At 55.4% G+C, this 19,599-nt stretch carries 13 protein-coding genes and 1 tRNA gene; 4 read left to right on the top strand and 10 right to left on the bottom strand.

Features of this window, described 5'->3' with window-relative positions; translation table 11 throughout:
* The 3 genes from F1728_RS07675 to F1728_RS07665 all read left to right on the top strand — a co-directional run bounded on the left by F1728_RS07675 (position 1) and on the right by F1728_RS07665 (position 4,993).
* Positions 1–1,041: a sialidase family protein gene (locus F1728_RS07675; protein WP_155363624.1), complete on the top strand. Its 1,041-nt coding sequence runs from the start codon at positions 1–3 to the stop codon at positions 1,039–1,041.
* Between the two features lie 116 nt (positions 1,042–1,157).
* Positions 1,158–1,646, top strand: coding sequence for a GNAT family N-acetyltransferase (locus F1728_RS07670; protein WP_155363623.1), 489 nt, complete (start codon positions 1,158–1,160; stop codon positions 1,644–1,646).
* A 182-nt stretch (positions 1,647–1,828) separates the two neighbouring features.
* Complete coding sequence (locus tag F1728_RS07665) at positions 1,829–4,993, top strand: fused MFS/spermidine synthase (RefSeq protein WP_155363622.1); 3,165 nt, start codon at positions 1,829–1,831, stop codon at positions 4,991–4,993.
* Between the two features lie 307 nt (positions 4,994–5,300).
* Here the strand turns inward: F1728_RS07665 and F1728_RS07660 are convergent, their stop codons facing one another.
* The 4 genes from F1728_RS07660 to F1728_RS07645 all read right to left on the bottom strand — a co-directional run bounded on the left by F1728_RS07660 (position 5,301) and on the right by F1728_RS07645 (position 9,080).
* Positions 5,301–5,930: an alpha/beta hydrolase gene (locus F1728_RS07660; protein ID WP_155363621.1), complete on the bottom strand. Its 630-nt coding sequence runs from the start codon at positions 5,928–5,930 to the stop codon at positions 5,301–5,303.
* A gap of 11 nt (positions 5,931–5,941) precedes the next feature.
* The gene (locus F1728_RS07655) at positions 5,942–6,928 is read right to left on the bottom strand and encodes an aldo/keto reductase (protein WP_155363620.1); all 987 of its coding nucleotides are present in this window, start codon (positions 6,926–6,928) and stop codon (positions 5,942–5,944) included.
* A 1,181-nt stretch (positions 6,929–8,109) separates the two neighbouring features.
* A complete protein-coding gene (locus F1728_RS07650) occupies positions 8,110–8,658 on the bottom strand; it encodes a hypothetical protein (RefSeq protein WP_155363619.1) in 549 nt (182 codons plus the stop codon).
* A gap of 348 nt (positions 8,659–9,006) precedes the next feature.
* Positions 9,007–9,080: transfer RNA gene (locus F1728_RS07645), tRNA-Pro, on the bottom strand.
* A 446-nt stretch (positions 9,081–9,526) separates the two neighbouring features.
* Between F1728_RS07645 and F1728_RS07640 the strand changes: the two genes are divergently transcribed.
* The gene (locus F1728_RS07640) at positions 9,527–9,961 is read left to right on the top strand and encodes a PEGA domain-containing protein (protein WP_228030545.1); all 435 of its coding nucleotides are present in this window, start codon (positions 9,527–9,529) and stop codon (positions 9,959–9,961) included.
* A gap of 7 nt (positions 9,962–9,968) precedes the next feature.
* Here the strand turns inward: F1728_RS07640 and F1728_RS07635 are convergent, their stop codons facing one another.
* The 6 genes from F1728_RS07635 to F1728_RS07610 are packed head-to-tail and all read right to left on the bottom strand — an operon-like array spanning position 9,969 to position 19,593.
* A complete protein-coding gene (locus F1728_RS07635; protein ID WP_155363617.1) occupies positions 9,969–10,811 on the bottom strand; it encodes an alpha/beta fold hydrolase in 843 nt (280 codons plus the stop codon).
* 34 nt (positions 10,812–10,845) lie between these two features.
* Complete coding sequence (locus F1728_RS07630; protein WP_155363616.1) at positions 10,846–12,519, bottom strand: sodium:solute symporter family transporter; 1,674 nt, start codon at positions 12,517–12,519, stop codon at positions 10,846–10,848.
* Positions 12,520–12,551: 32 nt separating this feature from the next.
* Positions 12,552–13,586: a succinylglutamate desuccinylase/aspartoacylase family protein gene (locus F1728_RS07625; RefSeq protein WP_155363615.1), complete on the bottom strand. Its 1,035-nt coding sequence runs from the start codon at positions 13,584–13,586 to the stop codon at positions 12,552–12,554.
* A 43-nt stretch (positions 13,587–13,629) separates the two neighbouring features.
* Positions 13,630–14,748 carry a mandelate racemase/muconate lactonizing enzyme family protein gene (locus F1728_RS07620; protein ID WP_155363614.1) on the bottom strand — a complete coding sequence of 373 codons (1,119 nt, stop codon included), beginning with the start codon at positions 14,746–14,748 and terminating at the stop codon, positions 13,630–13,632.
* Positions 14,749–14,802: 54 nt separating this feature from the next.
* Complete coding sequence (locus tag F1728_RS07615; protein WP_155363613.1) at positions 14,803–16,200, bottom strand: DUF1501 domain-containing protein; 1,398 nt, start codon at positions 16,198–16,200, stop codon at positions 14,803–14,805.
* A 12-nt stretch (positions 16,201–16,212) separates the two neighbouring features.
* Positions 16,213–19,593 (bottom strand): PSD1 and planctomycete cytochrome C domain-containing protein, encoded by a 3,381-nt coding sequence (locus F1728_RS07610; RefSeq protein WP_194242730.1) that lies wholly within the window; start codon positions 19,591–19,593, stop codon positions 16,213–16,215.
* Between the last annotated feature and the right edge of the window lie 6 nt (positions 19,594–19,599).

Below are 19,599 nucleotides of genomic sequence, written 5' to 3'. Positions count from 1 at the left end.
ATGAAACGTTTTTTCCTGTGTGCTGCGCTAATGCTGCTGGTGGTGATGTCTGGTTCTCCGGGAGCCCGGGCGGAGGAGCAGCCGGTTTCGATTCTGGCGCAACGCATTAGAGGGCACATTCATCCTTCGATCTGCCAGGCCGACGATGGAACGCTGATCGTGGTGTTCAAGGGGGAGAATGTGCTGCTTTGCTCGCGTTCTACGGATGAGGGCGCGACGTGGTCCAAGCCGGAGCCGATCCCGGCGTCTGCGAAACGGCCCGAAGTCATTCGTGCGGTTCAGAAGTTCGAAGTCTATCCCGGCACGGCGGACACGCTGCCCGATGGCCGGATTCTGGTGACCTGGAATTACATTGCCGACGATAAAGCCCGCGATGGTTATTACGAGCGGGCCCTGCTGTATGTGATCAGTTCCGATCAAGGGAAGACGTGGAGTGATCAGCGGTTGATCGGTCCTGTGGACGGGACGCATCTGGGGGCGGTGCGACATAATGTGCTCCCCTGGAGTGAGGGCCAGTGGCTGCTGCCTTTGCGGACTGGTGTGCCGCGGGTCTTTGATCCGGAGAACGGCAGACTTACGGCTTTTCCATTGGTGGGGCCCGATGGTAAGCAGCATGAGTTTCAGCAGATCGTACGTTTGAAGGACGGAGGTCTGCTGGCGATGGGACCGGTGCTGCTACATTCGGCTGACCAGGGCAAGCATTGGAAACAGATTGATGGCTTTCCCGCGGTTCCCGATCAGCGGGATAATGCTGAGGGGCGTTTCCTGACGGTGCTGACTGACGGGAGAGTGCTGGTGACCTGGGGCCGGGGGCACAACAATCGGGGGCTGTCTTATAATCTGTCGCTGGATGACGGTCAGACGTGGGACGCGAAGCGGACGGTGGTCCTGCTGCCGGAGACGCCGGTGACGGCCCGTTATTATTCTGCGCGGACGATTCAACTGAATGGAGAACATCTGGGAACGGTGTTTATGAACCGGGACGGCGTGCATTTTCTCAAAGTCCCGTTGTCCCGTCTGCAGGGATCTGAGGGGACTTGAGCGCCGAACCGCAGTCCCGCCTGAGCTGTCTTATTCAAGTGGGCTTTCTGTGCAGGTAACGGTAGTCAGATGCCCGGCATGTTTCCAGATCAACAGTTTCGGAAGGGAGAGTGGCGATGAAAATCCGGCGGGCGGAATTGGCGGATCTGGAGGCGATGACCGAGATTTATAATGAAGCGATTCTGACATCGACGGCGACCTTTGATCTGGAGCCGCAAACACGCGAGGAGCGGTTGCCCTGGTTTGAGTCGCACGATGAACGCTTTCCGATTCTGGTGGCGGAGTGCGACGGAGAAATCGCGGGCTGGGCCTGTCTGTCCCGCTGGCGAACCCGCAAGGCTTATGAGCGGACCGCGGAAACCTCTTTTTACGTGAAGGGGACGCAGCGCGGGAAAGGGATCGGACGACAACTGAAGCAGGCGATTATCGATGAGTCCCGGCGGCTGAATTTTCACACGTTGATCGCAGGCGTGTCACAGGGGAATGAAATCAGCCTGCATCTGAATAAAAGCTTCGGTTTTGAAGTGGTTGGCACGTTCCGCGAAGTGGGCTATAAATTCGACCAATGGCTGGACGTAACTTATCTGCAGTTGATGCTGGATTGACAACGGAAGTGGTTCGAATTTCACTGAAATTATATGTGATGGAACTATGAATTTATGAGATTCGCAGGAAAAAACATACAGTGAAGGGAACGTGACTACTCTCTGGATCTTTGATAATTGATGCGATAGAGTGACTGCCCGGGCATATCAAAAGCAGGACTCATTAACGCGCGAGAAAATCTGTGAGTGGCACTCCATCAGAACGGTCTGCGTCTACATCTAAACTGGCAACCCTGTTGTTCTTTTCCGGCGCGTGCGCGTTGATTTATCAGGTGATCTGGATCCGGGAGTTGCGTCTGATTTTCGGCGCGACGACGTTAGCCTCTTCCGCTGTACTGGCTATTTTTATGGGAGGCCTGGGACTGGGGAACGCCCTGTTGGGAAAACGGTCTGACCAGTTCACTCGGCCGGTTCGCTTCTATGCCCTGCTCGAACTGGCAATCGCTGTTAGCGTGGCACTCAGTCCTTTTCTGATTGACCTGACCCGGTATGCCTATGTGCGTGCTGGCGGACAATCGACGATGGGAGTTGAGGTGGCCACGATTGTCCGGCTGCTGGCGGCGACGGCCATTCTGATCCTGCCGACCATCTTCATGGGGGGCACTCTGCCGGCTGCAGCCCGTGCCGTGACCAGTCAACTGGATGCCAAACGCAGAAACCTGGCGTGCATTTACGGGATCAATACTCTGGGGGCTGTGCTTGGTGCTGGACTGGCCAATTTTCTGCTCCTGGAACTGTTGGGCAATCGCGTTTTGCTCTGGTTGGCGTGCCTGGTCAATCTGCTGCTGGCGGCGATCTCCTTCTGGTATTCCCGGCAGCTGGTAGCAGGCAATCAACAACAGGCAGCGGATGCGTCAGTCTCTCCCCTGATCACGACAGAGTCTGAAGCTGCTGTGCAACGACCCAGGGCCCATGCGGTTCTATTGTATTTCACCGCGGCGGTCGTCGGGTTTGTATTTTTCCAGATGGAGATTGTCTGGTATCGCATGCTGGGGCCTTTGCTGGGGGGGACGACTTATACCTTCGGGCTGATTCTCTGTATTGTGCTGCTGGGGATCGGCATTGGCGGGCTGCTGTATCATCTGATTGGTCGCTGGATCACTCCCTCGTATCAGCTCCTGGTGACGACCTGCACCCTGGAGGCAATTTGCATTGCAGTTCCGTTCTGGTTGGGGGATCGCATCGCGATGTGGGTGTTACAGCAGCAACAGTCTGCCTTCTCTTCGTTTGCAGAACAGGTCTGGAGCTGGTTTGAGGTCGGCTCCCTGGTGGTGCTGCCTGTGGCGCTTGTTTCCGGTTTTCAGTTTCCTGTGCTGATCGCGCTGGCAGGGAGCGGACAGCAGGATGTGGGCAAGCATGTCGGCTGGACCTTCGCGGCCAATACCTGCGGTGCGATATGTGGTGCCATCGCAGGTGGCTTTTTTTTACTACCGGCATTGAACGCCATCGGTGTGTGGCGTCTGTCTGTGCTGATGCTGCTTTTACTGGGCCTGACCATCGTCTGTGTCTCCCGCTTGTGGCAGGTTTCGCGTTTCGGTATCTCGCTGGCGTCCTGCCTGGCTCTGCTGTCGCTTCTGGGAGTAGTGCAACAGGGGCCGACGGCTGCCTGGCGACATTCCGGGATCGGAGCGGGACGCGCAGAACTGGAAGACGGAACCCGGAATGCCGAGCAGAATTTTATCAACACCAAACGCAGGCAACTGTTATGGGAGACCGAAGGGGTGGAGTCCAGTATCGGGATCACCGCGACCGACAGTCTGTCCTTTATTGTCAACGGAAAGAGTGACGGAAATGCCTACACGGACGCTGGTACCCAGATGGGGCTGGGGCTGCTGGGACCCGTTTTAAAATCGGACTTGAAAACCGGTCTGGTGATCGGGCTGGGCACGGGAGAAACCGTGGGCTGGCTGGCTGATGCGATTTCCGGACCGGTTGATGTTGTGGAACTGGAACCCGGTGTGCTCGATATGGCGCGGCGCTGTGAATCGATGAATCGTCGAGTGCTGTCCCAACCGGATGTGCACATCTATCATAATGATGCGCGGGAATTCCTGCTGACTTCTGCGGCAGAATACGACATTATCATTTCGGAACCCTCGAATCCTTATCGGGCAGGCATTGCCAATCTCTATACCAGGGAATTTTACGCCTCGGCGGCTGACAGGCTTGCGGAGGAGGGATTATTCCTGCAGTGGCTGCAGGGATACGAGGTTGATGATCAGACGGTGGCGACGGTTCTCAAAACCATGCGCTCCGTATTTCCGACGGTTGAGATCTGGAGGACCCGCGCCCGAGATATGGTTCTTGTCTGCAGTCCAGCGCCTCGTCCGCTGGTTTATGATGCAGACTCGCTCCAGCAGAGTTTGAATAACCCGGTGATCAGGGAAGGGCTGAAGCTCGCCTGGCGGGCCGAGGATGTGTCGGGGATTCTGGCGCATTATGTTTGTGACAATCAGACGATCCAGCTGTTTCTGGATCAGAACCCGTCGCTGATCAATACCGATGACCGTAACCTGCTTGAATATGCATTCGCGAGTTCCGTAGGACGCGTATCGCGATTCTCTACGCAACGTCTGCAGGAACTGGCCGTTCAATCAGGGGATACGCGTCCCCGGGAGGCATCCTCCAGCACTCCTGAGACGATCGCCAGACGTCGTCTGGCAATGCACTTTCACCTGGGAGGGGCCATGCCGGAACTGGCCCAGGCCTCTCGCATCGAACAGGGCATTGGTTTGGCCTACCAGTCTTACCTCGATCAGAATTACAGGCAGGCAGCGGAGTTGTTCGGGGAGGTGGGGGTTGACGAGACCTGTCCTGTCGAGCGGGTGGTCTATGCCCATGCCTGTGCTGAGGCGGGAGTCCCGATTTCGGCAGAGCTGTCAGACAAGCTGGCGACCGGCAATGCTGCAGAGCAGGCTGCAGTCCAGGCCATTGCGTTATTGAAGCAGGGGGATCAAGCAGAGGGGAGTACCACGCTGCTGCAGGCTTTTACGTTAATGAAGTCGAATCCGTGGGGCCTCGAGCGGATTTATGATTCTCTGTTGCGACACGCCCTGGCACTCGCAACCTCTGAGAAGCGCCTGGCGGGACCGATTTTCGTAAATATCAGCGAACCATTTGCCATGTATCGACTCGAAGATAAAAGGAAACTGGTGCGGTTCCTGGTCGCTGAGATCATGGGGACGAAACAGATTGCGGAATCACTCGAAGAAATCGAGCCCAATGTGCCTTGGAAGGACTGGCTGCTGAGAAAGAGACAGTCCGTGTATCGTGAGCTCAATCACGATCTGTCGGCGAAAGCCCAGGCCGATCTCCAGCAATATTTGGGGTGGGCTACGAGTCCCTGAACCGTGCGCGGGCAGTTGATGACAATATCAGTGCCTGGAAATGCGCTGATACCAGTCGAGGAAGAGGTCGGGCCATTTGGCGGGGGGGGAAGCCGTGTTGGACGCGCTGGGGGATCAGATTGCCTACTCCGTGGGCGCCGACGTCGAAGACCGCCAGTTTGACGGGGACGTTTAACTTCTGGAGGTCGGTTGCGATTTCACGGGGCAGTTCGATCGGGGCGCCTCCCTTGATGCCGTCATTGGTGGCATGGACGAGGAAGACCGGCGGCGTATTACTGGAAAATTGAAACGGCGATTTTGTCTGGCGTCAGTGCCAGGTGGCCAGGCCGATGGCGAAGTCGGGGCGACTGCTTTCGCGGTCGATGGGATCGGTGGCGTCGGGAGTACCGGCGTCGAAATTCGCTGCCAGATTCATGGCCAGGTTGCCGCCTGCAGAGTAACCGGCGATGCCAATCTGGTGCGGGTTGATGTTCCATGCTTTGGCACGGTGCCGCACCAGACGCACGGCCCGCTTCGCATCGAGCAGGGTCAGGGCCTGGATTTCCGAGTTCGTCCCTTTGAAAGGGGGGCGGGTCCGGTATTTCAGACCGATGATGGTGACGCCTTTCGGATTAAAGACGTCAGCCGCGTAGATGACGTGCGTTTTCCAGTCCAGTGAACCGTAGCCGCCGCCGGCACAGACGATGATGGCCATCCCTGTATTCCTGTCAGGATCGGACGAAAAGACTGCGATTTCGGGACGCGTGACATTGGTGAATTTGCCTCGCGGATCGAAAATCTCGGCGGGGGCACCCCGTTGAAACTGAGGGGGTTCTCCCTGCCAGAGGGGGACGACCAGATCGGGTTTGCGTAGTGGGGGAGCAGGTTCTGCCTGCAGATTCAGACCAATGAGGCAGACAATGGACTGGATGAGCAGCAGTGATCTGGTTATCCGCATGGTCTGGTCATTCAACGATTGATCATTTTCATGGCTGCTTCGGGGTAGCGTTCGCCTAATACATCGATCTCAGCGAGGGCGCTGTCGATTTCGGCGAGATCGCCGGCTGTGAGTTCGATGTCTGCAGCAGCGATGTTCTCCTCAAGGCGGTGTAATTTAGTCGTGCCCGGGATGGGGACGATCCACGGTTTCTGGGCCAGGATCCAGGCCAGGGCGATTTGAGCCGGCGTGGCCTGTTTCCGCTGGGCGATCTGACCCAGCAGGTCGACGAGCGCCAGATTCGCTTTACGGTTTTCTTCGGCGAAGCGGGGGACTTTGTTACGGAAGTCACCGCTGGCGAAAGTGGTCGATTCGTCGATCTCGCCGGTGAGGAAGCCTTTGCCCAGGGGGCTGAAGGGGACGAAGCCGATGCCCAGCTCTTCGAGGGTGGGGAGGATGGCTTCTTCGGGTTCGCGCCACCAGAGGGAGTATTCGCTCTGCAGGGCGGCGACCGGCTGGACGGCGTGGGCGCGACGGATGACATCGACGCCTGCTTCCGAGAGACCAAAGTGTTTGACTTTGCCCTCTGCGATCAGTTCCTTGACGGTGCCGGCGACGTCTTCGATGGGGACTTCCGGATCGACGCGGTGCTGATAGAGCAGGTCGATGTAGTCGGTCTGCAGGCGTTTGAGCGAAGCTTCGACGACGTCTCGAATATGTGTGGGGCGGCTGTCGAGGCCGGTCTGTACGCCCTGGTCGTCGATGGCGAAGCCGAACTTGGTGGCGATGACGACCTGTTCGCGGACGGGAGAGAGGGCCTTGCCGAGCAGTTCCTCGTTGGTGAAGGCACCGTAGACTTCGGCGGTGTCAAAGAAGGTCACGCCTTGATCGACGGCGGCACGCAGCAGGTCAATGCCATCCTGGTCTTCGACGGCGGGGCCGTAGCCAAAGCTGAGGCCCATGCAGCCCAGTCCCAGGGCGGAGACTTCAAGGTTACTGCCGAGTGTGCGTTTCTGCATTGTATTGACTTTCGATATTTGAATTCGTTTGATTTTGGGTGCGCGTTGTGAGTGAGAGCGGTAAACATCGCGAGCTGATTCATGCGCTCTCTGATAAAGCTTACCTGTTTTGGTTAGTGATTGACAAACCAGGCAGGAGATTTTTAAACCACGAATGGAACGAAAAGCATGAAAGGTCTGTGTTTGTATTGTCTGATCAAGTGGCTGGGGAGTCCTGTGGGCCATCATGAGATTTCTTCCATTGAGACCGTTTATTTTCATCTGTACTGGCTGGGGCCGATGTGTAGGATGTCTATTTCTTTGCAACAAGCCTTTATGCTGCGGTTTACTACCACGAAATGCACGAAAGACACGAAATCTTCTGCTGGTTTCTCGATCAATGTTGTTTTTGTCTGAGAAGTGCCAGGTCGGTTTTGATTTTGAGGAAGGGCGCGGGGAGGTCAAGAGGGATTTTGCTTTGTGTTATCTGTGAATGCCTCTGAGGTTCCTGCGAGTTCGTTTGAATGTGCTCTGAATATGCTCCGAAATGATTTGAAAATGTACGAGATAAAACGAACCGGTTCGGAATGTTCCACTGAAAAGCTGGAAAAATCGACGGCGATTCAGGTGAAGCTGAGTGACTTGTGCGCGGTGTTTCGGTGCACGCATTATCCGCCTCGCGCGCGAAGCAGAATTACACAACAATACGATTCGGAAAGTGCGGATCAAGTTCAGTCTGTTCAGACAATGGTGGGCAGAAGGGAGCTCTCAGGGGGCACGAGAATAGTGGATGCCGACTTTGTCTGTCTGCAAAACTGTGCTTACGATGAAAAATTCATGAGGAGAGGCTGAGTATGGAGACCATTCACCAAAGACAAAAAGCCGAGCTTTCATCAAGAGGAGGGCGAGGGCGGCGCACGCAATAGTGGCCGCGCTGCATGAAGCGTTATTCAACCAGGCCGGCGTGGATGATGTGTGCACGGACTTTCCAGATCTGAGTGTGGAGTGTATGAAAACGCAGCAGGTCGACTGAGGGTAGGGCGTGATTCCGGTTGACGTATTGGTGCGCCTGCATAAAAGAACAACAGCCTGGCGGAATTGACCGCGGCCGGCTGTTGTGTGAGTTGTCAATCGCGATAGAGCGGCGGCGAAAGCCTGTCTTCGTTGCCCAGATCAATTCATTGTTCGATGGATTGGCAGGTTCAGGGATTGAAAGCAACTGAACCATCTGGATCAATTTTTACAACGGTCTTGGATGAAAAAGGACCGTACTCATGTCCTTCAATAATGATACCACTATTCGTTAATTCATAGGTTGCGCCTCCAGGCAGTTCAACAAAATGAGTTCCACCGTCGTTTGTTGATTCCTTTATAGCTCGACCAGGGAAAAAATAAAGCACCCCGTTTTTCATAACTGCACTATCGGCGAGGCCAGTTGACTCTGATGGAGAGCCATTGACCAGAAAAGTTCCATCTGGTTTAAACAGTACCTCGTCGCCAGCATTGACTTCGCCATAGCTCTTGCCCATGACAACCAGTTGATTATTTCTCAATTCACCCCATATGCCTTCAATTTCGAACACCGCTCCATTTTCCAATTCTTCAGCATTGCTTACGGTTAAATTGGCAGGTACCAGGAACTTGATATTGCTCAGTGTGATTTGCTGTGTATTCTGGCTCTCTCGGGTGTTACAAGCCGAAAGAAAAACTGAGCAGGAGATGGACATGACTAACAGACGAAATGGATTCATATTTTTACCTTTCACGAGCATTGGACGGAGGATCGTGAATTGCAGTCGTGAGGCACTCACTCCCATACGTTTCGGAGTCATACATACCTGCGTCTGTCACTGTTCATTGTGAGGGTTTCGCGTTCTTCTGACAAAGGAATTATCCTATTCTGCCAAATCGTTCTCTCAAGCTTTAGCAGCGGGGTACTATTTTGAAAAAAATGAAGCTTAATTCAGATATCGGTTGTTATAAATTCAATGCCAGGAATCAAAGGCACTTTTCAAATCAGAGGGAATCAAGATCAGATCGGATGAATACGTAAAAAAAGCTCACCGCCAGAACGACGTTGAGCTTTTTATGAAACGAAGTCGGGACGACAGGATTTGAACCTGCGACCTCTACACCCCCAGTGTAGCGCGCTACCAGGCTGCGCTACGTCCCGATGTTATTTTCGACGGTCGACATGGGGCTCGACAATCGATAACTTAATAGTTATGAGCACTTTATCGCACGACCGCGTGAGAAATTCAAGATAACCGGGGCACTTCCCCGGCTTTGTCTCAAAAAAAATTGCCGATATTCGCTAAAAGTGCGATTCAACGGGCCTGCTGACCGTTTAGAAACAGAGTCGAGGGGCGAGGTTCGCGGATTTCGATTATTTTACTGTCGAAACAGTGTTTCTGTAAGTGTTATTAAAATAATGGCTTACAGGAAATGTCTGTATTAAGAACTATCAAAATTTGTCTTGGCAGGATTGGGGAAGAAAAGTAGAATCCCGCTCTTCATTCAGGAATTCCTCCTGAATCTGTCTACAAACGTTGTCCTGTCGAAAGTTTCGTCTCAAGGTCCATGTCTGACCCTGTCAATACACTCCCTGCGAGAGCCGCTGTGCCGCGATTCAGATTAGCATCGGTTGATGTGAAGCGTGGATCGCTGTTTGCGCTGTTACTGCTGCTGGCAGCGGTGCAGACCGGGTGCGTGCATCGCCGGATGACAATTCGCTCGGTTCCGTCCGGGGCGCTGGTCAAAGTGGATGGGGAAGAAATCGGTTATACGCCGGTCTCGATGGATTTTACCTATTACGGGACTCGCGAAATCACGCTGACCAAAGATGGCTATGAAACACAGTCGGTGATGCAGAAGGTGCGGACGCCCTGGTATCAGTGGATGCCACTGGACGCGGTGACGGATAACCTGCTGCCCTTTGAAGTCACGAACCGGCACGAGTTCACTTATCAGCTGCAGCCCAAAGTGGTGGTGCCGACTGAAGAGCTGTTGAACCGCGGTAACATGTTGCGCAGCGAAACCCAGATTGGTCAGTGACCGGAGATTACTTCGCCGGTTTTTCTTTCTTGCTATTGGCCCGCTGGATGATGAATTCCAGGATCGCGCGGCTGTCGTCATAGCTGGTCTTGTGGCCTTCATGCGGACGGTCGATCAGCAGGACTTCTCGGTTGAGTTGTTTCAAGATATTGATCAGTCGGCGGGCACTGTCCGGGGGGACGCTGGTGTCTTTTCCACCGACCGAGATACTGAGGGGCATCGTCAGTTTTTCGGGCCAGTATTCGGCACTCCGCTTTTTAAATTCTTCCGGGATCTGCTGCTTGGTGCCCCCGAAGGAGCCCTGGATCGCGGGCTGAAAATTGTTGTACTCCAGATGATTGGCGGTGGGGTTCATGGCGGCGACGCCGGAGATGAGTTCCGGATGCAGGGCCGCGAAGGTCAGGCTGGACGAGCCACCCATCGAGCCGCCACAGAGGAAGACCTGGTCGATTTGATATTTCGACTGCAGTTCCTCGATGATCTGTTGCAGGTCGGCTTCTGCCTGGGGGCCCATCCAGGAGGTGCGGGCCCGGTAATCGGGGGAGACGTAGATCAGGTTGTACTTGCGGGCGATGTCGCGAGCCGCCCGGCATTCCCCCCGGGGATCTTTGACAAACTGCCAGCGGTCGGAACCGTGTCCGTGCAGGGCGATGAGCAGCGAGTGGGGCTTATCCGGTGAGAACTGTTCCGGGAGCAGCAAGATGTAACGCTGTGTCGTCTGATCACAACGAGCGGTGAATTCGATGTCGAGGGGCGCTGGTTTCTGTGGGGGCGGATCAGCGGCATGCCCCGGGGGGACCAATGAGGCAATCAGCAGGGGGATCCACGATAGTCTGAGGCAGTGTTGCATGGGGAAGTCCCGAGTATTTTCCTGTAGTGGCGGATTACCAGAAGAGTCCAAAGATGATCCAGCAGGAGAAGGCGATTAATAGAATCGCGTACCAGTTGGGGTTGAGGTATTGGGGAACCGGCTTATAAAAGGGTGACTCTTTGACGGCCAGCAGTTCCTGGCGGCTTTCGGAGAGCCAGTTATGTTTTTCCGGTGAGGCGGGTGTCTGCAGTTCCAGTTGCTGATCCGGCTTGAGCCAGCCCCATTTGAGGGTGGCCGCGAGCATGGCCAGTGTGGTGATGATCATTGAGCAGGGGAACGCGTACCAGACTTCCGTCAACCAGGGGCTGAACAGCGGTTCGTCAACCAGCACGCGGTCGATGAATCCAATCAGGCCGAACAGGGAGCCGGCACAGAGGCCGACCAGCCCACTTTGACGCGGGACGCGAGTCAGAACGCCTACAATATAAACGGTAAATAATGGTGTCACAAACACAGGAATCAATGTGCGGAAGGCCTGAATCATGTTGTCATAACGGGCGATGAAAGGAATGTAAAGGAAGCCCATCAGTAGAATTCCGATGGTCGCCCAGCGGGTGGCTTTCAGGTAATGGGCTTCCGTGGCGTCGGTTTTGATCCAGCGGGCGTATATGTCGCGGGTGAACAGGGCCGAAAGGGCGGATCCAATGGAATCGAAAGTACTGATGGCAGCGGATAGAATGCCGGCGACAACAAGACCCTTAAAACCGGGAGCGAGATACTGATTAGCGAAGTGCGGTAATAACTGGTCGGCTCCAGAGTGAGTAGTGAATTCGGGAACCAGGACGCGGCCCATGACTCCCATCAAGGTGGTGCCGATCATGATGGGCATGATCAACAGGCAGCCGAAGAGGGCGGCCATTTTCATATCCCAGAGTGAGCGGGCTCCCATGAGCCGCATGGTCTGCGTGTGATTGACGGTGTAGTAACCCATGCCGATGATAGTCCAGCCCATGACGATCAGATAGGGGGAGGTGGATTTGGCATCCTGGAACTGGCCGATGTGTAGCCAGTTAATTAGCGGTTGTCCATTGGCGTCGGTGGACTGCGAGAGGTTATCGACTATCGTAGACCAGCCGCCAGTGGCGGACCAGACGGCGTAGAATATGGTGATGCCGCCGGCCATCATGATCAGGCTCTGCAGGGCATCGGTCCAGACGACGGAGGTGAGTCCGCCCCAGGTGGTATAGGCGGCGGTGAAGATGACCAGTAGCGCGATGAGCGTCCAGCATTGCGTGGGAGTGAAATCGAGGAGTCCCTGCAGCATGAGATAAATAGACCAGATCATCAGGCCGAGCATACTGGTGCGGTACTGGATCTGAATCAGGGCGCTGAATACGCGAATGGATTTGTCAAAGCGGGTCTCCAGGTATTCGGCGTTGGTGTAGAAGCCGCCGCGATACAGGACCGGGACCACGACGAACGATGCCAGAACCGCACCGCAGACACTGGCGAGGGTGAATGCGGTAATAATGTGCATGCCGTGGTTGTATGCGTAACCGGTGAGTGAGACGGCGTCGGCGTTGTCGACACTGGTGGCAAAAATCGAGAGCCCCAGCCCCCACCAGGGGAGCGAGCGTCCGCCGAGAAACCAGTCGCTGCTGGATTTCGTACTGCGGGCGAGGTAAAAGCCAAAGGCGATTACAGCGCCGTTCAGTAAAAAGACAATGAACCAGTCCAGACCCGTCATGTATGTCTTCCCGGTGGTGGAGAAACAGGAGGTTATTCGAACGTTTTCAGGACAGCAGGATCCACATCATGGGCCAGACAGAAGAGGATGTCCCCCTGGCTGGTTAAGGTGGGGCCACGGTGGGCGATCGCGATGCCATCCGAGGGAGCTTCGATAATCGTCGGCTCGCGGTCCGGGCGTTCGAGGAAGTAGAGTCCTCCCAGGGGCTGTCCCGCTGAGACGTCGGCTCCCACATCGACGAAACTTTCGAACAGGCCGGACTCGGGAGCGAACATATAGTCGTCGGCGTCGAGAGCCTGAATCCAGCGGGTGGGAGCCAGGCCGAGGTCAGCGCGGCTCTGTTCCTCTCCCTGCAGGACCTTGAGGTGGATCAGGACATTGTGCAAACCGGACTGAGTCGTGCGGTGCACGCTGGCCGGAGTCACTTCGCCTCCACCCATTTCGGTCGTGACGACGGTTTTTCCCATGTTTTCGGCTTCAACAGGCAGCAGCCCTTTGCCGGCGATGTCGGCATAGAGGAATGCGAAATCGGTGTTGTAGGCGAGCGTGGCCTGAGCCATGCGGCGGCGCTGTTCGAGATCATCGACCAGGTGCAGGTGGGCACAGGGATAAAAGTAAACGCCCCGACCGCCGGTGTGCAGGTCGATGACGACATCGACCCGGGGAAAGATCTCCGTAGTGAGGTAGTGGGCCATGATTTCGGTGACGGTACCTTCCGCGTTTCCAGGAAAACAGCGGTTGAGGTTTTTGCCATCCAGGGGGGAGAGTCGCGTGGCTGCTTTGGCAGCGGGGATGTTGATCGCGGGGATGAAGATGATGCGACCGGAAATCTGTTCCAGCTGCAGGGTTTTCATCAGTTTCATAATGGCGATGGGGCCGGGGTATTCATCTCCATGATTACCGGCCATGAGGAGCACGGTGGGGCCGTCGCCGTTGGCCATGGTGGCGATGGGGATCTGCAGTTGTGACCAGCCGCTCAAGTTATAAGAGAAGGGGATATTGAGCGTGCTCCATTGAGTACCGGGCTGTTCAAAGTCGATCTTCGTACGAATGGGAGTTTGTGTCATGTTGTGGTCTCAGTCTGGGCTGGGGAAGTGTGAGGGGTGGACACTATTTCGATTCTGAAACAATATGAGCGGCAACGAATTCTTCATTGAGCGTGACGCCAAGCCCCGGTTGATCGGGAACCTGAATAATGCCGTTTTCGGCCTGGACTTTTTCGTAGGTCAGTTCGTTGCGGATCGGTTCGTCTTCGACGCAGTCTTCAAAGATGAAGGCATCTTTGCAGGTGGCCAGCCAGTGCAGCGAGGCAGCGACGGTGATGGGGCTGGTGTAACAGTGATTGCAGGGACGGGCACCAATGTCGGAAATCCGCTGTTTCAGATAGGAGGCTTCTGTGAAGCCGTTACGGGCGAGGTCGATCTGGTAGACATCAAGGGCCCGCTGTTCAATGTAGGGACCGAAGGATTCACGTCCGCATTCTTCTTCGCCGGCAGCGATGGGGACGGGGGAGCGATCTTTGAGCCAGGCATAACCGGCGACATTATGAGGGAAGAGCGGTTCTTCAAGCCAGCCGATATTGTAATCGGCGAAGGCGTTGGCCCGCTGCAGAGCGGTTCTGGCATCCCAGACACAGCCGGCGTCGATGAGCAGAGTGCCGTCTCCCATGCCTTCACGGGCTCCCGCTACCAGTTCGATGTCGAGTGCCTCCGACTCTCCCATCGGTTCCCAGCCGAACTTAACTGCGGTGTAACCGTTTTCGATCCAGCGCTGGGCGATGTCGCAGGTTTCCTGGCCATCTTTGCCGAACAGGATTGAAGCGTAGGCACGGAATTCACTGTGATGGGCGCCGCCGAGCAGGCGATGAATCGGTTCGCCGAAGTGTTTGCCTTTGAGGTCCCAGAGGGCCATGTCGATCGCGGCCATCGCGGTGATGGTGACACCGGTGCGGCCGAAGTACATAGTGTGGCGATACATTTTCTGCCAGAGGCGTTCTGTTTCCAGCGGGTTTTCGCCGATCAGGAGCTCTCTTAATCCGCAGGCCACGTTGTGGCTGTAAGGGGCGTCGATGATGGCTTTGACCACTTCGGGTGAGGAGTCCGCTTCGCCGATTCCTTCCAGGCCGTTGTCGGTTTTGATGCGGACCAGAACCGAATCCTGGCAGCTGGCGGTTTTATTGGTGACGGAACCCGAGCGGAGGATTTGGCAGACGATTTGTTCGATTTTCATGGAGATGAGATGCCTTAACTGAAAGGAGAATGATTCTTAAAATGGATGCTTGTGTTATGAGATAATTTCTTTGACGACGCGTCCGTGAACATCGGTCAGACGGAAGTCGCGACCTGCGTAACGGTAGGTGAGCCGTTCATGATCGATACCGAGCAGGTGCAGCATGGTGGCGTGCAGGTCGTGCACGTGAACCTTGTTTTCAGCGGCCGCGAAGCCGGTTTCATCGGTGGCGCCATGTACGTGGCCTCCTCGGACGCCACCGCCGGCCATCCACATGCTGAAACCGTAATGATTGTGATCGCGTCCATTCATCGCGGGGAGCTCCGCGACCGGGGTACGGCCGAATTCGCCTCCCCAGAGCACGAGTGTGGAATCGAGCATGCCCCGCTGCTTGAGATCCTGCAGGAATGCGGCGATGGGCTGGTCCCACTGCCCGCAGAGGCGTTTCAGATTCTTTTCGATTCCACTGTGATGATCCCATTCCTGTCCGCCACTGTGCCAGACCTGGATGAAACGGACTCCCTGTTCGAGCAGGCGGCGTGTCATCAGTAACTGGCGGCCCTGGAGACCTTCGCCGTACATTTCGTGAATGTGCTTCGGTTCTTTGGAGAGGTCAAGCACATCCGAAGCAGCGAACTGCATGCGATAAGCGAGTTCGAAGGATTGGATGCGGGCTTCGAGCAGGGGATCGTGTCCGCGCTCTGCGAGGTGCCGCTGGTTGAACTGTTGTAGCAGATTGAGCTGACGTCGCTGGCGTTCCGGTGTCTGTGGGTTGTTAATGTTTTCAATGAGGCGGGTGACGTCGGTCTCTTTCGTGTCCAGATGAGTTCCCTGGAATGAGCCCGGCAGAAAAGCGGATCGCCAGTTTTTGGGGCCGACGACGGGAAAGCCGTTGGGGCAAAGCACGACGAAGCCGGGCAGATTTTCATTGAGTGTTCCCAGACCATAATTGACCCAGGATCCAAAACTGGGGCGGGGCAGGGCGTTGTCGCCACAGTTCATGAGTAACAGTGAAGGCTCATGATTGGGAATATCAGACTGCATGGAACGGATGACGCACATGTCGTCGATGTGGGCGGCTGTTTTCTGGAAGAGTTCACTGACTTCGATGCCGGATTCACCAAATTTGTGGAACTGAAAGGGAGACCCCAGGGCACCGGCGGTCTTGCGTTCTGTGGGTAGGTTGGGGTTAGGCAGTGGTTTGCCATGAAATTTCTTCAGCAGCGGCTTGGGGTCGAAAGTATCGACGTGGGAGGGGCCGCCGTTCATAAACAGATGTACGACCTGTTTGGCCCGGGCGGGATGGTGACGCGTGACGGATGCGGTCTGCTTTGCTGCCTGCAGGTTTTCCTGTGAGGTCAGACCTGCCAGAGCGAGCATGCCCATCCCCATGCCGGAGCGGGTCAGCATTTCGCGTCGTGTCAGAAACGGGTTGTGGCTGAACTGATGCATGATCGTACCGCTTTAATCGATAAACTGAAATTCGTTGGATAACAGAAGAATCTGTGCCAGGCTTTGCCAGGGGCTAATCCGGACCGGTTCCGGTTTTCTGAAATCCCGGGAGTAGTTCCACTGGCGTGCTGGTGTCTGCTCTGTTTTTTCACCGGAGGCAGCCGTGAGCGCCAGTGATTGTGTTTTGATTTCGGGAGACCAGACAAAGGAGTCGAAGCCGAGCTGTCCGGCGATGTCGACCACGAAATCGATAGTCTGACCTTGTTTGAGCTGGATCTTCTCAAGGTTGGTGTCGACCGATTTCTGGTGGAGTGTCCAGGGACCGAGGACTTTCTTACCCGCGATGAGCACGCGACCCCGGACCCCATTACCCTGGGGGAGTTCATGGGACAGTTTGCCGTGCAGGGAGACAGTCATTGTCTCGGGGGCTCGCCAGCGGATGACGGCGACATGTCGCATGTCATTCCCGGGATGGCCTCCGGTGTTGTCGAGGAAGACCCAGCCGATTTTGGGATCGGGGAGCTTGTTCCCGCCCTGGTACTGTTTTCCGTTCCAAAAGGGCAGTGATTTGAAATTGGACAGGGTCTCTGTTTTTTCGTCGTAGGCTCCGTAGCCGTATTCCCATTCTGCGATTACAGGTGCCGGCGGAGATTCGACCTGGTCTGATTCCAGGAATTGCTGCATTGCCTGTAATTCATCTGGAGTTGGCTCACGTTGCAGAATTGACTGAAATAATTGCCGGATGCCTGCCTGGGAATCTGGTGACTTGTGTGCCTGTTCTCCCAGAATGCGGGCGGCATTCAATACGAGGGGATGGTTCATGAGGAACAGGGACTGCCCGGGAACCGAGGTGGAATTCCGCGCACCGCTGCTGACATCTGGTGAAGGGAAGTCAAACGTACGCAGCAGTCCGGGAACGTTCTGACGATCGATGAACGTATATAAGGTTCTGCGTTTGTTGGCAGTGGCTGCGATGCCTCGGACGGATTTGCCTCCCACTGTCAGATTGAGCTGGTGGCTGACCTGCAGCAGGGTATCGCGCATCGTTTCGAAATCCTGCCGTCTGCGATTCATGCGCCAGAGAAGTTTGTTGGCGGGATCTCGTTTCTCGCCGGCAACGTTGGAGCGGCTCTGCTGCTGATACGTGGCGGAGGACATGATATAGCGGTGAAGTTGTTTGATAGACCAGTCGTGCTGCATGAACCAGCGGGCCAGATGATCGAGCAATTCGGGGTGGCTGGGTTTAGCGCCCTGAATACCGAAATCACTGGGGGTGGAGACGAGCCCCTGGCCGAAATGATGCTGCCAGACACGATTGACGATCACGCGGGCAGTCAGTGGATTCTCAGGCGAAATAATGGCCTGTGCCAGTTCGAGTCTCCCGCTGCCTTCAGTGAAAGGCTCTGCTGAGACCTGATCAAAGAACTGCAGATAACGGCGGGAGATTGCCTGGGCCGGCATGCCGGGGTTGCCGCGTTTGAAGACGCGGGGTTCGATGATCTGTTTCGCATCCTGGAGTGCCAGCATCTGAGCGAGTTCCGCGGGCGCTGCAGCGCGGGCCTGATCGAGGGCGTCGTTCAGTTCTTTGACTTTCTGCTGTTGTTTTCGATCCGGGAAGAGTCGCAGCACCGTGTAGCCGTGCAGGGGCATGACCAGCGGGGAGTGCGGGCTGTAAAAGGCCTTCAAAACGTCTGTTTTAGCTTCAGGAAACGGCTGGGAGGTTTTCTGTTGCCCTGGTCTGGCAGCCGTCACGATTCGTGTGTCCCATGCCTGGTCAATCTGTTTGAACAGACTTGCATAGCCGCGAATGACGTCATCGAATGTCTGCGGATGCTGTTTCAGCAAATGGTCTGCGATCAGGTGTTCCGTTGGGCTCGTTTTCTGGTTCTGGACTGAGTGCTGCAGCAACTTGAGGGCTTGAGGCTGAAAGTTGGTGGCAGGAAGTTTTGCGAGTTTGTGCCAGAGCGAGAATACGGGATCCTCATTTTTCTCGGAAAGGTCCAGGAATTCCTGCCAGAGCAGCAGGACTTCGGGATTGAGGTCATCGCCGTCGACGATCACATCAAATTTGACGGTGTCCGGACCGTTTCTCTGGGACTGGGCCACGGTCAGATATTCGGCAAGTCGCTGATGCGTGTCCTCGAGAACTTTCTGATGTTTCTGCTGATAGAGCTGATTCAGTTCCTGAGCTGTCTGCTGAATCTTCTGCGCCTGTTCGGCCAGTTGAGGAGAGAGAGAATCCTGATCGCGGAAGGGGAGATCAATGGGCTGTAGCGAATTTCGAAAGACCCCATAGAGCGAGTAATAGTCTTCGATGCTGATGGGGTCATATTTATGATCGTGACAGCGTGCACAGCCGACGGTTAAACCGAGAAATCCGCGGGTGACGACGTCAATGCGGTCTGAAATAATATCGTGGGTATCATTTTTGAAGCGGGGGCCAACGGTGATGAAACCGAGGGCCGCTAAAGTTTCGTGGGGTAACTCATCGGTCAGATAGTCTGCCGCCAGTTGTTCGAGGACAAACTGGTTGAACGGCTTATCCTGGTTGAAGCTCTCGATGACATAGTCACGGTAGGTGAATGCATTGTGAAAGGTGGGCTTTTCAAAAAAGACGTAACCTTTGGTGTCTGCATAGCGGGCGAGGTCGAGCCAGTGTCTGCCCCAGCGTTCGCCGTAATGGGGAGAGTCCAGTAATTTGTCTACTGTGGCCTGAGATACTGCGGGGCTGAAGGAATTGGTAAAAGTTTCGATCTCACTGTAAGTGGGGAGCAGACCTGTCAGATCCCAGTGCATGCGTCTGAGGAGAGTAGCGGGAGCGGCTGGGGGGGAGGGGGAGAGCTGTTCTGCTTCGAGCCGGGCAAGGATGAAATAATCGATGTCGTTCTGAGGCCAACTGATATTCTTGACGACAGGTCGTGGCGGGTTCTGAATGGGTTGAAAGGACCAGTGCCGGGAGAAATCGACTGATTTCGTGTCAGCCAGCCTGGCGGAATCAGGCCAGACTGCTCCCTGTTCAATCCACGTTGTGAGAACTTTGATTTCATCAGAAGAGAGTGTTTGATCGGGGGGCATCTCCAATGATTCCCGTTTGACGGCGGAAATCAGCAGACTGTCATCAGGTTGATTTACGACGATTGCCGGACCACTTTCCCCTCCTTTGAGCAGATTCTCACGCGAATCGAGGCGGAGTTCTGCAAATTGTTTTTTGGGGCCATGGCAATCGATGCAATGTTTGAGGAGCAGGGGCCGTACATGTTCTTCAAAAAATCGAACCCGCTCCACCTGTTGCTGTTTCTCCGATTCTGCACGACTTTCGTTCGCAAAGACACTGAGCAGAGACAGGCAGATCAACAGTATGAAGTGCGGCAATTTCGGAGATTGTTTCATCATGTAATT

The sequence above is a fragment of the Gimesia benthica genome (genome assembly GCF_009720525.1).
Classification (GTDB): domain Bacteria; phylum Planctomycetota; class Planctomycetia; order Planctomycetales; family Planctomycetaceae; genus Gimesia; species Gimesia benthica.
Note: the sequence above shows the minus strand (reverse complement) of the source record. Positions and strands in the feature narration are given on the sequence as shown.